The organism is Pseudoselenomonas ruminis (genome assembly GCF_008271295.1).
In the GTDB taxonomy this organism is placed as follows: domain Bacteria; phylum Bacillota; class Negativicutes; order Selenomonadales; family Selenomonadaceae; genus Selenomonas_A; species Selenomonas_A ruminis.
Genome location: NZ_VTOY01000002.1, coordinates 315,042 through 333,048 on the forward strand (window position 1 = coordinate 315,042; position 18,007 = coordinate 333,048).

General features: G+C 49.3%; 16 protein-coding genes and 1 pseudogene. 1 reads left to right on the forward strand and 16 read right to left on the reverse strand.

Annotated features, from left to right (window positions below; all coding sequences use genetic code 11):
- Positions 1–35: 35 nt before the first annotated feature.
- The 14 genes from csaB to FZ040_RS05275 form a co-directional block, all read right to left on the reverse strand.
- Complete coding sequence (gene csaB, locus FZ040_RS05210) at positions 36–1,127, reverse strand: polysaccharide pyruvyl transferase CsaB (RefSeq protein WP_149171025.1); 1,092 nt, start codon at positions 1,125–1,127, stop codon at positions 36–38.
- Complete coding sequence (locus tag FZ040_RS05215) at positions 1,124–3,184, reverse strand: DUF5693 family protein (protein WP_149171026.1); 2,061 nt, start codon at positions 3,182–3,184, stop codon at positions 1,124–1,126. Before FZ040_RS05215 ends, csaB begins: the two co-directional genes overlap by 4 nt.
- Before the next feature lie 12 nt (positions 3,185–3,196).
- Positions 3,197–3,892 carry an LmeA family phospholipid-binding protein gene (locus tag FZ040_RS05220; RefSeq protein WP_187620251.1) on the reverse strand — a complete coding sequence of 232 codons (696 nt, stop codon included), beginning with the start codon at positions 3,890–3,892 and terminating at the stop codon, positions 3,197–3,199.
- A 58-nt stretch (positions 3,893–3,950) separates the two neighbouring features.
- The gene (gene prfB, locus FZ040_RS05225; RefSeq protein WP_033171392.1) at positions 3,951–5,057 is read right to left on the reverse strand and encodes a peptide chain release factor 2; all 1,107 of its coding nucleotides are present in this window, start codon (positions 5,055–5,057) and stop codon (positions 3,951–3,953) included.
- A 36-nt stretch (positions 5,058–5,093) separates the two neighbouring features.
- Entirely contained in the window at positions 5,094–7,718 is a 2,625-nt protein-coding gene (gene secA / locus FZ040_RS05230; RefSeq protein WP_149171027.1) for a preprotein translocase subunit SecA, read from the reverse strand.
- A 162-nt stretch (positions 7,719–7,880) separates the two neighbouring features.
- A complete protein-coding gene (gene hpf / locus FZ040_RS05235; RefSeq protein ID WP_033171390.1) occupies positions 7,881–8,423 on the reverse strand; it encodes a ribosome hibernation-promoting factor, HPF/YfiA family in 543 nt (180 codons plus the stop codon).
- 218 nt (positions 8,424–8,641) lie between these two features.
- The gene (locus FZ040_RS05240; RefSeq protein WP_074515525.1) at positions 8,642–8,842 is read right to left on the reverse strand and encodes a cold shock domain-containing protein; all 201 of its coding nucleotides are present in this window, start codon (positions 8,840–8,842) and stop codon (positions 8,642–8,644) included.
- 150 nt (positions 8,843–8,992) lie between these two features.
- Positions 8,993–9,712 carry an amino acid ABC transporter ATP-binding protein gene (locus FZ040_RS05245; RefSeq protein ID WP_149171028.1) on the reverse strand — a complete coding sequence of 240 codons (720 nt, stop codon included), beginning with the start codon at positions 9,710–9,712 and terminating at the stop codon, positions 8,993–8,995.
- Positions 9,699–10,364 (reverse strand): amino acid ABC transporter permease, encoded by a 666-nt coding sequence (locus FZ040_RS05250; RefSeq protein ID WP_149171029.1) that lies wholly within the window; start codon positions 10,362–10,364, stop codon positions 9,699–9,701. The genes FZ040_RS05245 and FZ040_RS05250 overlap by 14 nt, the downstream gene beginning before the upstream one ends.
- A gap of 179 nt (positions 10,365–10,543) precedes the next feature.
- Entirely contained in the window at positions 10,544–11,329 is a 786-nt protein-coding gene (locus FZ040_RS05255; protein ID WP_149171030.1) for a basic amino acid ABC transporter substrate-binding protein, read from the reverse strand.
- A gap of 127 nt (positions 11,330–11,456) precedes the next feature.
- Positions 11,457–11,747 (reverse strand): zinc-ribbon domain containing protein, encoded by a 291-nt coding sequence (locus tag FZ040_RS05260; RefSeq protein WP_149171031.1) that lies wholly within the window; start codon positions 11,745–11,747, stop codon positions 11,457–11,459.
- 142 nt (positions 11,748–11,889) lie between these two features.
- Positions 11,890–13,608, reverse strand: coding sequence for an O-linked N-acetylglucosamine transferase, SPINDLY family protein (locus tag FZ040_RS05265; protein WP_149171032.1), 1,719 nt, complete (start codon positions 13,606–13,608; stop codon positions 11,890–11,892).
- 118 nt (positions 13,609–13,726) lie between these two features.
- Positions 13,727–14,431: a glycosyltransferase family protein gene (locus FZ040_RS05270; RefSeq protein ID WP_187620252.1), complete on the reverse strand. Its 705-nt coding sequence runs from the start codon at positions 14,429–14,431 to the stop codon at positions 13,727–13,729.
- Between the two features lie 9 nt (positions 14,432–14,440).
- Complete coding sequence (locus FZ040_RS05275) at positions 14,441–15,379, reverse strand: methyltransferase domain-containing protein (protein ID WP_149171034.1); 939 nt, start codon at positions 15,377–15,379, stop codon at positions 14,441–14,443.
- 179 nt (positions 15,380–15,558) lie between these two features.
- Between FZ040_RS05275 and FZ040_RS05280 the strand changes: the two genes are divergently transcribed.
- On the forward strand, positions 15,559–16,770 hold the full coding sequence (locus FZ040_RS05280; protein ID WP_149171035.1) for an ATP-binding protein: 1,212 nt from the start codon (positions 15,559–15,561) through the stop codon (positions 16,768–16,770).
- 108 nt (positions 16,771–16,878) lie between these two features.
- Here the strand turns inward: FZ040_RS05280 and FZ040_RS05285 are convergent.
- Positions 16,879–17,042 (reverse strand): annotated as a pseudogene (locus FZ040_RS05285) (IS256 family transposase); the annotation flags it as partial.
- Between the two features lie 64 nt (positions 17,043–17,106).
- Positions 17,107–17,715, reverse strand: coding sequence for a CDP-glycerol glycerophosphotransferase family protein (locus FZ040_RS05290; protein ID WP_149171036.1), 609 nt, complete (start codon positions 17,713–17,715; stop codon positions 17,107–17,109).
- Positions 17,716–18,007: the final 292 nt, after the last annotated feature.

Below are 18,007 nucleotides of genomic sequence, written 5' to 3' on the forward strand. Positions count from 1 at the left end.
GCAAAAAGCCTTCCTGTTTTAAGGAAGGCTTTTTATTATTTATGTGCTAAATTAAGCGCGAGTTCCGCATTGCTTGCCGCTTGGTCGCGGAGCTTCACCAGCAGTTCTGCATTCTGCTGGCGGAAGGTCTGCTTGTCGTTCCACTTCCGGCGAATCTCCGCCATCAGTTCATCGGCTGTCACATCGCGCAAATTGCCAACAGGCTCTTCGCCGATTGACTGCAGGAAGCGGTCAATTTTGGGGTCATAGGATATTCCAATCATCGGGACTCCCATTACGCCGGCAAAAATCAACGCATGAAGGCGAATCCCCAGCATGAGATCCATATTGCCAACGATTGACAGGAACTCACTCGTTGTATATTCATCTTTGAGGACGGTACAAGGTTCTTTTGTCCTCGCCGCAATAGCCTGCGCTGCCCGAACATCATCGGGGAACTGCATGGGAACAAAGACGACCCGGGCACCTAGTTCCCGAACCACCCGGTCCGAAACCTCTGCCAACACCTCTTTGTAGTGGGTCCAGCCCAGCCATTCACGAACGGAGATGCCCACCACCGGCTTGGCTCCATCGGCGTGATAGGCCTTGAATATCGCCCGCCCCGCTTCACGGTCCACCGGATGGATGGCCAGCACGGGGTCAGCCGTGCAATGAATCGGTGGCTTATGGATTCCCAACCGGGAAAGCTCTGCTAAAGACCCTTGGTCGCGAACGGTTATGAGATCCACTCGATTGCCAATCCATTTCATAGCAAAGGCCGCAACTCGTCCCAGGATAGGGCCAATCCCCTGCGCATAAAGCATCACTTTGGTGCCCAGGAATCGCGCCAGAAAAATGATTGCCAGATAATAATAGAGACTGCGCCGGCTCGTGACATTCTGCAACAGACTGCCACCACCGCTGATCAAAAGATCCGCCTGGCGAAGTTCGCGAATGATGGCGGGAAGCCCCAGCCAGGAAATCGCCGCAACGCCATGACGTCTACGCGTATCTTCGGGATTTGCAGAAATCACCGTAATATGAAGTTTTGGGTCGAGATCTCCGAGGACCTCCAGCATTGCGGCCAGCATTGCCTCGTCACCGGCATTCTTCGAGCCGTAATATCCCGATACGACGATCCTGCTCATGAATCTGCCCTACTCCCCTTTGCTTTTGCCAAAATAACCTGCCAAAGTTCCACCAAAACCATGGCAATCGCACCGATGCCAGCGCCCATAACAATACCGCCAATGCCGCGCATGAACGACATATAGATTGGCGTGCGCATATGTGCAAACGTCTCAACCATGGACCCCTGACCAATCGTAGCCACGAGAACCAAGGCAAAGAATACCATCGTCGGCCACTTCCGCAGAACAGCCATAGCCGCCAGCATAAAGGCCGGATGTCCGATCAAGAGCTCTTTCGTCCGCGGACGGGCATAGAAGGCCTGCTCCAGGAGCGCCCGGAAACGAAGTTCCGACTGTGCCACCGGCATACCAGAAGTATGACCGCTGCGGGCCACAAAAATGACACCAGCCACCAGCACGAAGAACAGCACCAACAGCGTCTTGACGCGAACCGGCATATCGAGAATCTTCTTGAGCTGATTGAGCACGCCATCCGTATCATCCATTTTGCCATCGAAAATGTCAAAACGCTGCAGGAAAGCAATGCCGACCAAAATCAATGGCATGACAAAGGTCAGTTTGATACCGCGGAAAATCTGGAATTCCAACAGATATTCCGTATCTGCCAGCGAACCAGACAGATATGCGGCACCAACGTACGACATAGCGCCCGTAACAAAAAGTGCCAGGGCTGCCGTGATGATCAAACGCGGCAGAGCGACTCCCGCTTTATTCTTGAACGAACGAATGCGGTCAAGCTGGAAGATAACCGCGAGGGCGGGGAAAACATTGGCGCTGGCCAATGCCGCCAGCACGCGGATTTTCGTGCCATTTCCCATCACCATCGGCACCGCTGCAGCCAGCGCAAACACGGCAAACAGCAAGTACGCATATTTCGGCCGCGCATTGAGCCAAGGAATCACCAAGGTCAGATACAGGACCACCGCAGCCGCCACACCTACCATTACCAGGGCGCGAAGCACCTTGCTCGGGTAGAATGGTACAAAGGTAGCAGCCGGTCCAATGGTATAGCCATGTGCTACCAACTTGTCATGCGTATCGCGGAAATATTTCATATTCGTCTCAAGAAGCGTCATATTCGGAGACGGCGTATCGTAGATGCGCATGAGGTCAATGCGGATATTGCGTTCTTCATCCGTATTCGACCAACGCTCAACGATTGCATCAATCTTTAATTTGGGCTGCTCATCTTTCGGAACCGAATAGAGGCGGGCCACTTTATCATACCCAAGCCCTTTGGCGACTTCCTCCATCCCGCTCTGCTTGAAGAACTGCAGCTGGGTCGTTGCCTCGATGAGGCCAAAGGTCAAATTGCGATCCTTCATCTCATCGATCGTAGTCTGCAACGCTTTCGGGGCACCAAGTACCTGCTTACCCGAGAATACGATTTCCGAAACCTTATAACCATCCAAACGGTCAAAAACAGCCTGAACATCTTCCGGCGTGCAGTCCTCGTAATTGCTCGGCCGCGCCAGGACATAGAATCCGGCATCATTTACCGCTTTGAGTTCATCGGTTGGCATACCAATGTTCAGCTTCAGGAAGGATTCGTAATGGGCTTTTACTGCCATGACTTCTTCCGTCCCGACCGTAAACAGCTCCACTCGGTCATTTCCCAAACGGCGTGGAAGATCCTCTTTGAGTTCTTTCCAGGTCTGGGCATCGTGACCGACAACATAGACTTCATTGCCCTTAATCTTGCCAGCAGCAATGAGATTCTGCCAGAGCGGGTCCGCTAAACGGCCACTATGATAGTCTGCGAGCAACTGACTGCCGGCAATAGCCGTAGCCTTGCCATTCTCATTGAACTTCTTAAACGTCGTTTCATATACAGCCAGCGAAGTGATACCAGCGTCTTTCGCCTGACGCAGAACATCCTCGGCCGGCAATCCTTCACGGTCAGCCAGCTCCAAAAGACCCTCGTAATCAATCGCCATATCTACTTGGCGATTTTGCTGTTCCACACCATGGCGCTGAAAACCGATAGCGAGCGCAGCCACCAGGCCGATAACAATTGGCAGTATCAGCCATCGGTTGTACTTGAATACCTTCATTATTTTTCCACCTTATTCCTTGTTATCCCGGCTGGCAGTAAGGATTACTGCCCCATCGGTCTGCTCTACCTGACGGATTTTCATGCCAAAGGGCAGTTTATTCGGTGCCGTCAGCTGGATATTGCCAAACATGTCGCCGAGCTTGGCCGTACCGATACGGGTATTTTTCATATCAAGTCTCGTCATGAAAAAATACAACGAGCCACTGTCTTCGAGAATCTTCCCCTCCATCTCGATATCAGCCACGCGGCCAAAGACCTTCGCATTAGCCGTCACCAGAATCCGCTCCCGGTTGATATCGACTTGGACATTCTCGATTTTGTCAATCTTGCGCTGGAGGACTTCGCGCAGATTTTCCTCATCCACGATTCCCTTTAAGGTAAGTTCCTCCGCATTTTGCACTTGAACGCCTTCCTCTCGGAACAGAGCCGGCATATCGAGCTGGACATTGCGGCCTTTAAGCGTCAATTCCTTCAAGTAGACCTGTCCCACCTTGGCTTGATGCAGCACGGCATCCAGGTTTTGAATCCGCCCCAACGCCAACAAGGCCGACGGACTCGAGCCAAGGGTCACCTGGACATCTTGAGTAGCAGCCCGCTGCCCCAGTTTGGTCCGGAAGGTTGACTGTGCCAGAAACGGCAGCACCGTTTCGCTTGACACGATTAATATTATGAATAACAAGCCCAGAATAGTCAAGCTTTTTCGCAAATCAAATCCCTCACAATGGAACAAGGAGCCAGGAACTACCATCCTGACTCCTCAAAAATCAAAATTCGTGATTGGCCTTGGCATTCAAGAATGCGCGAATGAACGGATCGATTTCGCCATCCATGACGGCCTGGACATTACCGGTTTCATGATTCGTGCGATGATCCTTGACCATGGTGTACGGCTGGAATACATACGACCGAATCTGGCTGCCCCACTCGATATTCTGCTGGTCGCCCTCGAGTTTGGCAAGCTCTGCTTCCTTCTTCTCGAGCTCGAGTTCAAAGAGTTTTGCACGGAGCATTTTGAGGCACTGTTCGCGGTTCTGGAGCTGTGAACGCTCATTCTGACACTGAACGACGATCCCCGTCGGCTCATGCGTCATGCGAACTGCCGAAGACGTCTTATTGATGTGCTGACCACCGGCACCAGACGCGCGGTAGGTATCGACGCGAACATCCGACATATTGATGTCGACCTCAACGGCATCGTCGATTTCCGGCATAATATCGCAGGCCGAGAACGACGTATGACGGCGGGCGTTGGCATCAAACGGCGAAATGCGCACGAGACGATGAACACCTTTTTCCGATTTCAAGAAACCATAGGCATTGTGTCCCTTGATAAAGAGCGTTGCCGACTTAACACCAGCTTCATCGCCCGGCAGCAAGTCTGCCGTCTCAACGGTAAATCCATGACGCTCAGCCCAACGGCCATACATGCGCAGAAGCATCTGCGTCCAATCCTGCGCCTCCGTTCCGCCAGCACCAGCGTGCAGCGTAAGGATGGCATTGTTGGCATCATAGGGACCAGAGAGCAATACCTCGAGCTGGAGGGCTTCCAGGCCTTCGGCTACCGCATCGAGCTCGGCCTTGATTTCCTCTTCCATGCTCTGGTCGTCTTCTTCCATGCCCATCTCGAACATGGTCTCAGCATCTTCATACTTACTCAAAAGACTCTTATACTTGTCCACGCTGATCTTGACATCGTTGAGTTCCTGATTGATTTTCTGTGCCTGCTCGGCATCGTCCCAGAAAGTCGGCTCGCCCATCTTATACTCGAGTTCGGCGATTTTCTCTTCCTTTGCCGGAACTTCCAGGGATACTTCCATCTGGGAAAGTTTTTCCTTGAGCTCTCCCAGTTGTGGTTTTAAATCTTCTAACATGGTTCCACCTTTACTTTATCGCAAATCACTGCTGGCTTATTCGTTTCTGCCACAACAGTTCTTATACTTCTTGCCACTGCCACAAGGACACGGATCATTGCGGCCAACTTTCTGACCGTCGTTTGTCACCGGCTTTTTCTTTGCGCCGGCAGCACTGACTTCATCGCCATGGGAAGCCTGCGCATTCTGCAGATGGTCGGAAAGCTGGGAACGCTGCTGCTCGATGGTCTTCTCGAGCTTCTGTTTCTGCGTCTCGTTAGCAGCGGGGGCCTCGCCCTCCGGCTGTGTTTCCATTGCCTGCTGCTGTTCCGGCGTGATGATGCTTACATGATACATCATCGAAGCGATCTGATCCTGAATTGCAGCTTCCATCTCCTCAAACATGTCAAGGGCTTCGATTTTATACTCGACAAGCGGGTTGCGCTGACCATAGGCCCGGAGGTTGATACCCTCACGCAACATGTCCATATGATCGAGGTGCTCCATCCATTTGTTATCTACGACGCGAAGCATAACGACTTTCTCGAGTTCGCGCATATTCTCTTCGCCAAAAAGGAGCTCGCGCTGATGATAGCCGTCTTCGGCAACTTTCTCCAGCTCTTCCTTGAGATCATCACGACTCATAGCGGCAAGTTCTTCCTTCTTGAGTCGTCCTGCCGGAGCGTAAATCTTCTCGGCATCCTCGATGAGTCCATCGAGCTGCCACTCCTCCGGATACAGCTGCTCATTGGCATACTGATTCATCTCGTCTTTGATGATATGCTTGACCATTCCCATGATGTTCTCGCGCAGGTTATCCCCCGTGAGAATCTTGCGGCGTTCGCCATACATGACTTCACGCTGCTGATTCATGACATCATCGTACTCGAGGACATGTTTACGAATGTCGAAGTTACGCGCCTCCACCTTCTTCTGGGCATGTTCGATGGAGTTGGTGATGAGCTTATGCTCGATTGGCTCATCTTCCTCCATACCGAGCTTGTCCATCATGCCCGAGATGCGATCCGAAGCGAAAAGACGCAACAAGTCATCTTCGAGCGACAGGAAGAAACGGGACTCACCTGGATCACCCTGACGGCCCGAACGGCCGCGCAGCTGATTATCGATGCGACGGGACTCATGGCGCTCTGTACCAACGATGAAGAGACCACCGAGCTCGGCTACCCCTTCACCCAGTTTGATGTCCGTACCACGGCCTGCCATGTTGGTAGCGATGGTAACCGCACCACGCTGGCCAGCATCGGCAATGATTTCCGCCTCTTTCTCATGGAACTTCGCATTGAGAACATTGTGCGGAATGCCGCGTTTATGAAGCACAGCACTGAGTTCTTCTGACTGCGTAATCGAAGTCGTACCGATAAGTACCGGCTGCCCCTTCTGGTGCAGTTCTTCTACCAGCTTGCCGACGGCTTTGTACTTCGCCTTTTTCGTCTTGTAGATGAGATCCGGATGATCGATACGCTGTACCGGCCGGTTGGTCGGTACTACGATAACCGGCAGATTGTAAATCTTCAGGAACTCGTCTTCCTCGGTCTTAGCCGTACCAGTCATACCGCCCAGCTTGTCATACATGCGGAAGTAGTTCTGGAACGTAATCGTAGCCAGCGTCTGGGATTCACGCTGAATCTTGACGCCTTCCTTTGCCTCGATTGCCTGATGCAAACCATCGGAGTAACGGCGGCCTTCCATGAGGCGTCCTGTAAACTCATCGACGATGATGACCTCATCCCCACGAACGACATAGTCGCGGTCACGTTTCATCAGTGCCTTGGCACGAAGTGCTGCGGTAAAGCAGTGCGAAAGCTCAATATTTTCCGGTGCATAGAGGTTGTTGATACCGAGAATCTTCTCGATTTTCGGCACCACACTGTCGGCCGGCGCAACGGTTTTCTGTTTTTCGTCGACCGTATAGTCCGTCCCCTCTTTGAGTCCGGCAACGGCACGGGCCATGACCGCATACATATCAGTCGATTTAGCGCCCGGTCCGGAAATAATCAGCGGCGTACGCGCCTCATCGATAAGGATAGAGTCAACCTCATCGACGATGGCGAAGTTGAGCTCACGCTGAACCATCTGGTCCGGATAGATAACCATGTTGTCGCGCAGGTAATCGAAACCAAACTCGTTATTCGTACCAAACGTAACATCACAGCCATATGCATATTTGCGCTCTGGGAAATCCATATCATGAACGACAAGACCAACCGTAAGGCCAAGATAACGGTAGAGCTTGCCCATTTCCTCACTATCGCGACGAGCCAGGTAGTCATTGACCGTAATCATATGAACGCCCTTGCCTGCCAAAGCATTGAGGTAAACCGGCAGCGTTGCGACAAGAGTCTTACCTTCACCGGTACGCATCTCGGCAATTTTGCCTTCATGCAGGCACATACCACCGATGAGCTGAACATCGAAGTGACGCATGCCCAGCACGCGGCGTGATGCCTCGCGTACGACCGCGAAAGCCTCCGGCAGGAGATCATCCATCGTTTCCCCAGCCGCCAGACGCTCTCTGAACTTATTCGTATAGCCAGTCAGCTTATCATCCGTCAGATTCTGCATCTGCGGCTCGAGTGCGTTGATTTTCTCGACGACCTCGCGATAACGGGCTATCTCTTTATCGTTATTGTCACCTAAGAATCTTTTGAGAAATCCCAGCAAACAAAATCACTCCACTTCATTAATAGTCTTACCTTACAATATTAACAAACTGCTTGCTATAAGTCAATTAATGCAAGATTATTATCCAACTCTTTTCCTATATATAATAAGGAAAGGCATCAAAAAAGACCTTCCCCGCAGGGAAGGTCCGAATTTTCCATGTTAGTTTCCGGATTCGATCAGGCCATAATTGCCATCCGTACGCTTGTAGACGACGTTGACTTCTTCCGTCTCAGAATCACGGAACACGAAGAAGTTGTGGTTCAGAAGATTCATCTGCATAACAGCTTCCTGAACATCCATCGGTTTTACGATGAATCGTTTCGTCTTCACGACCTTGTACTCCTCATCCTCCTGTTTCTCCGGGATAACCGAAGACTGCAGCGCCTCAGCCTTAAATCCACCACCACGGAAACGACGAGCCAGTTTCGTTTTCTGTTTATGAATCTGACGCTCCAGTTTTTCTACGACCAGATCAATCGACGTGTACATGTCCATCGTGGCTTCCTCGCCGCGAAGCAGGATTCCGCCCTGGACCGGTACCGTAACCTCCACAATATGGCGGCCTTTGGATACCGTGAGAAGCACGGAAATGTCACCGACATTTTCAAAGTACTTCGTGACTTTGCCAACGCGTTTCTCTACGTACTCACGCAGGGAAGGAGTGATTTCGATGTTCTTGCCTCTTACAGTGAATGTTGCCATAAGACACATCCCCTTTCTTATGATGGACCACGGCTTTTGCCATGGCTCTAATCGTATTAACCTTCCTCTCGGTAGGTTTATATTCTTAGTATTCGCCACAATATGCGGAATCCCTTCTTTTCCTTGCCAAGAAAAATCTGAAATTTCTATGAGAACTTGCCGCACTGCCAGCCAATCAAAAAATCCCAGTTCCAAGAACTGGGATTCGTCATCGATTATTAGGCAGTCTTTACGACATTCGAAGCCTGCGGGCCGCGAGCGCCTTCCACGATATCAAACTCTACAGCCTGACCTTCGTTCAGCGTCTTGAACCCTTCGTCCTGAATTGCCGAAAAATGTACAAATACATCATCGCCGTCTTCGCGGGCAATGAAGCCATAGCCTTTTTCTGCACTAAACCATTTAACTTTGCCAACCATTGAGATTCCTCCTAAGTAGAAACTACCTTTTCCACATTTCCTGTGGTCACTCTCAATTATAATTGTTAGTAATTAAACTGTCAATATTTCTTATGTATATCTCGCCGGTTTTGAACGATATTTTGTCTCTTTATGAGACACAAATAACCATTAAAGTACTTTCGATAAGAACAGTTTTGTGCGTTCCTGCTGCGGATTTTCGAACACATCTTTCGGTGTGCCCTGCTCAATGATGCGTCCCTCATCCACAAACAACAGGCGATCGCCAACCTCGCGGGCAAAGCCCATCTCATGGGTGACAATAACCATCGTCATACCAGCCTTAGCCAGCTTGCGCATGACATCGAGCACCTCACCGACCATCTCCGGGTCGAGGGCCGAAGTCGGTTCGTCAAACAGCATGACTTTCGGCTTCATCGCCAGTGCCCGGGCAATCGCCACGCGCTGCTGCTGGCCGCCCGAGAGCTGCGTCGGATAATTGTCCGCCTTGTCTGCCACCCCGACACGAGCCAGCAGTTCCCTTGCTTCCTTCTCGGCCGCTTCCCTCGAAACCTTGCGCACCTTCATCGGCGCCAGCATGATGTTTTCGAGAACCGTCATATGCGGGAACAGATTGAACCGCTGGAAAACCATGCCGACTTCCTCACGGACTTTATTGATATTGGCCTCACCATCGAGCAAAATGCCATCGACGCTGACTTTGCCCTTGGTCGGAACCTCCAGGTAATTCATGCAGCGCAGCAGCGTGCTCTTGCCCGAGCCAGACGGTCCAATGATGACAACGACTTCTTTTTCTTTTATGTTCAGGTCAACGCCCTTCAATACCTGGACGTCACCGTATGATTTATACAGGTTCTCAATGTTTATCATCAGTCTTGAACCTCCATTCGAGATAAGCGACAAAACGGGAAATCGACAGCGTCATAATCAGATAGATAATCGCTACACAGGTCCAGATTTCCACCGATGCATACGTCTTGGCAATAATCAGCTGGCCACGGCGCGTGAGCTCCTCAAAGCCAATGACCGATACCAGCGACGAATCCTTGAGCAAGGCGATAAACTCATTGCCAAGCTGCGGGATAACGCGTTTGAACGCCTGCGGCACGATGATATAGCGCATCGTCTGCACCCAGGTCATGCCGAGTGAACGTCCGGCCTCCATCTGTCCCTTGTCGATGGACTGAATGCCCGAACGGAAAATCTCGGCCACATAAGCACCAGAGTTTAACCCGCAGGCACTGATTGCTGCGACATAAGGGTCACTGCGCTGACCGGTCAAAAGCGGCAGCGCAAAATAAACGAGGAAAATCTGGATCAAGAGCGGTGTCCCGCGGAAAAAATCGACATATATCGCCGCAATAATACGGAAAATGCGAATGCGGACAATGCGGGCAATCCCCATAAACAAGCCGATAATGATGCCGACGGCTACCGAAAGCGCTGTAATCTTAATCGTGATTCCTGCGCCCAACAGCAAGAGCGGGAACGAATCCTGCACCAGTTGGAAATTAAAATCCATAATACCTCACCTAATCCTCTTAATGATTATTTGCTAATAATTATTCACTCACCTGTAAACCTATAAACCTATTATATTTCAATGTCTCCCACATGTCAACATTGACCAAGTTTGTCTTTTATGCAAAAAAAATCATCGGTGAAATATATCACCGATGATTTTTTATACAGGTTTACTGATTATTTTTTCTCACCAAACCATTTAGCAAAGATTTTGTCATACTCGCCGTTCTCTTTGAGTTTCTTCAGCGCAGCATTGACTTTTTCCTGAAGCTCTTTGTTGTCCTTGCCGATAGCAATACCATAATCTTCAGCCGTCAGCTTCTCTTCGAGAGCCTTGACGCCCTGAGCGCCGTTCTTCGTGATGAAGTAATCGTTGACCGGACGATCATTTACGACTGCATCGACGCCGCCAGCTTTAAGTTCCATAAAGCAGTCAGCCGGTGTGTTGAGAACTTTGACCTCAACGCCTTCAATCTTTTTGACCTCAGCCTCACTGGTCGTGCCAATCTGAACGGCTACCTTCTTACCCTTGAGGTCCGAGAACTTCGTGATTGCCTTCTCATCACTGCGGACGACCATCGTCAAACCGGACTGATAATACGGATCCGAGAAGAGAACATTCTGTTTGCGCTCATCGTTGATGGTCATGCCAGAGATGATGACATCGATATTTTTCCCCTGAAGTGCCGGAATCAAGCCATCGAAGCCCAGGTTCTGAATATCCACCTCATAACCCATCTCTTTGGCGATTGCACGAATCAGGTCCATATCAAATCCCTGATAATCCTTCTGGCTCTCGTCCTGGAACTCAAACGGTGCAAAATCGATTGAAGAACCAACCTTGAGCACCTTAGCGCCCGAGCCGCTGCCCGAAGACGTATTGCTGCTGCCACCACAGCCAGCCAGTGCAAATACCGCAAATGCACAGCCTGCGATAAGTGCAAGTACCTTTTTCATTTTCATGAAAATCCCTACTTTCTCAAATATTTTCGCGTTTACATTGAAACAAATAAAGCCCGAGCGTTTCGCTCGGGCTCCATTGCTCACGCACATTTATTATTATAGCACACACTGAGCAAACTTCAAGAGATTACTCTCTCTCAGCTCTTTTTTTGTCGAAGCAGTCACGGCAGTATACCGGACGGTCATTTTTCGGCTCGAACGGAACTTCCGTCTCTTTGCCGCACTCAGCGCAGATTACTTTGTACATCTGGCGCTGCTCGCCACCCTCACGGGTACGACGGCGTTTGTCACGGCAGTCACGGCAACGTGCCGGTTCGTTCTCGAAACCTTTCTCAGCGTAGAATTCCTGCTCACCAGCGGTGAACGTGAACTCTTTACCACAGTCTTTGCATACGAGTGTCTTGTCTTCGAAAGCCATAAGATAATCCCCTTACTAGAAAAAAAATAATTTATTAAGATGTCCCCACTTCTCAAAGTGTTATAAAACGCTAAGAATCAAGAACGTCCCTTACGGTATTATACTTGACTACTGTCAAAAATGCAAGTTTTTTTAATATAGTTTAATTTGTGCAAAAATTCTTCCATATCTGACGATAACCATTTTGCAGCGCATTCATGTATTTTTTACTGTCCATGAGCGGCGATTTGAGCAAATTAGCCCGCAAACCGGAGTGATACGCTCCCACCAGCTCGGGCGATTTCCCCAATTGAACGGCACGGCGCACGTAGTTTAAATCGTTCTCCACCACGAGTTCCCGCACGCCGGCATTCGTGAGAATCGACGCGCCGAACCGTGCCCCATGGCTGCGTCCCCGCAGGCTTACCACCGGCACCCCCATAAAGAGTGCCTCACAAGTCGTAAGACCACCATTATAAGGCATTGCATCCAGTGCGATATCAATATCCCGATACTGCTCCAAATAATCCGGACTATACGGGCGCAATTCAATCCGGGCCATATTCACGCCTAGACGCGCCAGGCGCTCCTTCACTATAGCCTTTCCCGAAGGAATGCTGCAGATTTTCCCCTTGATTACCAGCCGGGAATCGGGAACCTGATCCAGGATACTGCGCCACATCAGCAGCGTCTCATCGGTCACCTTCGCAAAGTTGTTGAAACTGCCAAACGTAACATACCCATTGCGCAGGCAAGGGGCCTCCGTTCCCGCTGCCGGTATCTCTCGGGCAAATCCCGGACGATAGCAAAGATGCGAATCGGGAAGGCGAAGAATCTTCTCCGTAAAGCCCTCAGCCGTCACTTCCCCCGTCGGCAGGCACACTTCGTCGGACAGGAAATAATCCACCGTAGAAAGCCCCGTCGTATTCATATAGCCAATCCCGGCCAGCTGCACTGGTGCCGGCCGGTAAGCCATAATTGGCAGGCAGCTTCCCTGCGTATGGCCAGACAAATCCATCAAAATGTCAATCTGATCCTCAGCAATGAGCCGGGCAGCCGTCCGCGGACTGCGTCCTCTAAGATCCCGCCAATGAACATGGCAGGCCCTTATTTTCTTCGTAACATGGTCAGAACGCCCTGTCGAATAACAGTAGACCGAAAAATGTTCGCCATCATACCCCTTTAATAGTGGCTCCAAAAAGGAGGCCACAGCATGCTCGCGAAAATCCGGAGACAAATAGCCAATGCGTAGCTTTTTCTCTGGCAGCTTCTTCACATCCTCATGAAGATACGGCGTAATCGAAAGCATCGGTTCATAAGCCTCTGCCGCTGCACGGCTCTCAAAGATAGACTGCTCCCGATAATTGCTCATAAAGAGATACTTGCTGTACATCTCTGCTTTTTCCAGCGGGTCCTCACAGATTTCACTGCGGGCTAAAAGCTCCTTTGCCGCCTTATCCGGACGTGCCGCCAGATACTCAGCATCTGCCAGCCAGCCACGGGCTTTCTTCAGGATATGCGTCAACACACCGAAGTATGCATCATCTGGTTCCAAGGCATTTCGCTTTCGTTCCACCTCGGCGATAATCTCCTGCAACAGCGGAATTTCCTCATCCAGACGGAACTCCACGGCAGCCAGGCCAGCTTTCACCATGCGTCCCCGCAAATGCTTCGGTTTCTTGGCCAGGATTTCCTCCACCAGGGCCTGCGCTTCCTCACGCTCACCGGAATACAGGGCGGCCTCAGCCATAACGGCCGCACCGTCCATACTCTCCGCATCCATATCCCAAAGTTCCCGTGCACAGGCGCGCATCCCCTTCGGGTCGCCCTCTGCCGCAAACTTATCCGCCAAGCTAAGCCAATTCAAAGCATCGTGATCCATTCCAAAAGAACTCCTAATTTGTCTCATAGTTTCGCATATTTTCCTATATTCTACAAAGTTGATTAATTTCCTGCTTCTCTTTACAAAAAAAGCCCTTCCAATTAGGAAAGGCCTTCTCTTACACTTCCGGATTCAATTCCCCACCGTATTCTTTTACAAAGATCTTCTGATATCCTTTATACTCCTTCGCCAGTGGTTTTTCCTTCGGGCAATGGATACACCAGAAATCTTTTTCTTGATTGGGAACCACAACTTTGAGCCCACGCCGCTGCATCTCCTTGCAAAGCGACGTATCATAGAGATGGAATCCCGTAAACAAATCCTCGCGCCACGGAATGTCATACTGCGTCGCGATAAAGAGACCATCGACAGCCTCCACCTCTTGGCAGTTTCCCTCCGGCTCTCGGCAATGCGAATCCACGACACTCTCGGGCTCGCAGGCGTGAAGCACGCGGCCATACGTCCGCAAACCGTCCCACCAGACACCGCTTCGCGGCAAACTACGGCAGCCAATCACACCGACCGCTCCCACCGTTTTATCTGCAAAGAGCTGCTTCAAATCGCGCACCAACTGCTTGTTGACCACCAGCGTATCCTGATGCAGATAAACTTTATATTTTGCATCCGACTGATTCATGCCAATATTATAGCCTTCGCACATCGAAGAAGCGCCCCTCACGGGGATAAACTCTGCCGTCATGCCAGCCGGAATCTTGAGGCTCTCCAAATAAAGGCGGCATTCGCTATACCAGTCCTCACTATTGACGCAGGTAATGAAGGCTACCTTTGTGTCGTCCAAATCTTTTTTTATCGTCAAATCCATCCTCAACCCTCACTTCATTCCCTGCAGCTCCTGCTCGATTTTATCAATCCACCGAAGCTCATCTTGCGAAGTAGCATTTTCGCGCGTGCATTCGAGCATCGCCAAAATCTCATCGAGCTCCCGACGCGAATACTTCATCAACCGCCGATAAAACGATTCCGGATGGAACACCGCCTGACGGATAAAATTCGCCGTATAATCGGGGAACAGCGAAATCTGTTCATAGAACGCCCAAAACAAGCGGCACTGATTTTCCGCATCCACATCATACTCAATGCGGTGCAGATAATCGGAAAGCTCTTTGCGCTGCTCTTTCGTATACATCGACTTCAAAAGTGCCATTTCCGGCATCGAACGATCCGCCTGCACCAGCCAGAACTCCGTCTCCAAATCCTCATGGATATTTTCAAAACCTGCCGCCACCAGCCGCTCCACAATATCTGTGTCAGCCCGGCGTACCTGCGGCCGCACGCGGACATTTTTATAATACGACGCATAAAGCAGGCGCTCAAACTCCGTTTTGGCATAAAGTCTCGTCACCAGATGGTAGAAATGTCCCTCCATCATCTCCTCGAGTATCGACCAGTGACGGATGTTGCGGAAACTCGTCAAAAACGAGCCCGTCTGCTTCAGATACATTGAAAAGCCCGCCGCGATATCCTGCGGATTGGCCACCGCCTCCAGCGTCAGATCCGAAATAATGTAATCAAAAAACTCCCGCTCAAAGGGCAGCCGCTCCGACAGATAGTCCACCACACGGAAATCCACCTGACAGTTCCCATAAGGCTCGATGGCCTCCTCCTCAGCCGCCACGGCAAAAATCTCCGCCTGCGGAAACATTTGTCTAAGTTCCGGCAGATAATAAAGGCTTTCCACCACCAAAATCCGATACGGCAGTCCCCCCGCCTGCAAAAATTCCAAAAGTTCCGGCTTTATCTCTTCCGCCATCGCAATCCCCCATCAGTTAAACATTCACCCAAGATTCTTATCAACATTATATCATATAGTGCGTATTTCTACCCTGTCTACCAATTCTTCATCGTTGTATATATGGATTTTATTCCATATATCTGATATAATATTAATTCATAAAGAATAAAATCTATATACCAGAAAGTGAGGGAATTATGAAACTTATAGAACGAAAAGAATACATGGAGTTTTTGAAGCGTCATAAGAACAAAAATATTATAAAAGTGGTTTCCGGAGTCAGACGCTGCGGAAAGTCAAAACTTTTCGAGTTATTCCAAAACGATCTTTTAGCGCAAGGTGTTCCCAGAGAAAATATTATCAGTATCAATTTTGAAGACTTGGCTTTTGAAGATCTGCAGGAATACCATGCTCTTTATAAGTATGTTATCTCTCACATGCAGCCAACAGGAATGAATTATATCTTCCTAGATGAAATACAACATGTACCGGATTTTGAAAAGGCTGTCGACAGTCTTTTCATCAAAGAAAATACCGATATCTACATTACCGGCTCCAACGCATATTTCATGTCCGGTGATCTGGCTACCATGCTCTCGGGCCGTTATGTCGAGCTAAAAATGCTTCCCCTATCATTCAAAGAGCATTATGAGGCCAGCAGTTTTAAGTCCAACCATTCTCTTCGGGAAATCTATGAACATTATATTACGGAAAGTTCCTTCCCCTATACTTTACAGCTGGAAGGTAAACAACAGGACATCAACGAGTATTTGCTCGGTCTCTATAATACTGTCATCCTAAAGGATGTAGTAGGACGACTGCATGTGAATGATGTCAAGATGCTTGAAAGCATTGTCAAATACCTTTTTGCAAATGTGGGAAGTCTTCTCTCTATACGCAAGATTGCTGCCTCCCTGACTAGTGCAGGCCGTAAAATTGATAGCAAAACGGTTGAGAAATATCTGACCGGTCTACAGGACAGTATGCTCATTTATCAAGCTGAGCGGTTCGACATCAAAGGCAAGGAATTGTTGAAGATTAATCCGAAATACTATATAACCGATGCAGCATTGCGATATCTAAAGGTAGGACGGCATGGACAGGATGCAGGACATATCCTGGAAAATACCGTGTATCTGGAGTTATTACGCCGTGGCTATGAAGTATACGTAGGTTCCATGACAAACGGCGAAGTAGATTTCGTTGCCAAAAACGCTCAAGGTCTTGCCTATTATCAAGTTTCTGAATCGACACTTCAAACAGAAGTCATGGAACGAGAACTAAAGCCATTGCAACGAATCAAGGACAACTATCCAAAGTACTTACTAACCCTTGATGAAGTCGGTGCTACGGCAGATTATGATGGCATACGCAAAGAAAATGTACTGAAATGGTTATTGGATAAATAAAAACATTACATCCCAATTATCAAACCAATGCTTCAATGCCGCCGGATATTCCCTAATTTGAGGCAGGATTTTATCGGTAACATCAGATCTGCCCCCCCTCTGAAGCATCGTTCCCATCATTTGCTTGATGGTACCACCGAGCAAATCTTTTAGGGCATCTTGGATGTCTGTGGCTCTTTCGATGTTGTACTCTTAGAACAGTAGAAATGACCGATGGCACGTTTGCCATCGGTCATTTCTACTTTGTGAATCTCTTTTTTCTGTCTTGCCATGATAAAAGGCCTCCTATGATTTGATTATAGTTTATCATAGAAGACCTTATGTTTTCGAGGAAAGTTAATTTACAGAGATTTTTTCACACTCGGGGCTGCGGAATGTCGGCGCATACATTGCAATCTTTGTATCTTTAGCTAAACCATATTTTTCACGGAATTTGCACCGGATGTTGTCTCTATCATTAATCAGTGCATCCACCCGAGCTGAGCCGGTACGTATCATTTTTCCATGATACAGCATTCCGAGCGCCGCATGTTCTTCCCCCCAAGCAGAGTTGATGACAAACAAGTCAATCATACGCGAATCATGTTCTGTTACCATTCTCGCTATCTTTGAAAACGAGCCCCCACGCTCGAGACCAATCGGCTTGATTGCAATACTTGCATGCCAAGTCTGCAGATAAAACTGCCCTAGACGTTTCCGGCATTCGAGCTGCTTACGGCTGTTGTCGACCCAGACTGCCGCCGTAGATAGTTCGTACGCACGATTCTTGAGTGTATTCTTTACCTTGCGAATGCCAGCTGGGAATTCCTTGCTCATATCATCGACGAGCCAGACAAGGTCTAAATCCTGCCGGCGGCGCAACAGTTCCAAGGCAATGTATTTCGGATTGCAGGAAAAGCCAGTCGTTCCTTCAATGGTGGTAAAAACTATCTTCTTGGGGTTGATTGGATACTTGCGGCAATAATAAAATTCCCGCGCCTGCTTCCTTCCCTGTCACAAGCGGCGACGTATATATCTGTCCTCTTTCGATAGCTTCAAAATCCTTCGTCCTCTCTTCCTACAATATAATAAATATATTCGACTTACAGCCCGTTTCTCCTTCTTTTACACGCATCGTTTCTTATCTCTTCCCTATGTATAAACAGCTTATGTATACTTTCTATTATATAGAATTTATGTTCTTTAAGTGATATAATATCAGTAAGAACATAGGTTTTGTACGAAACAAATCTCTTGC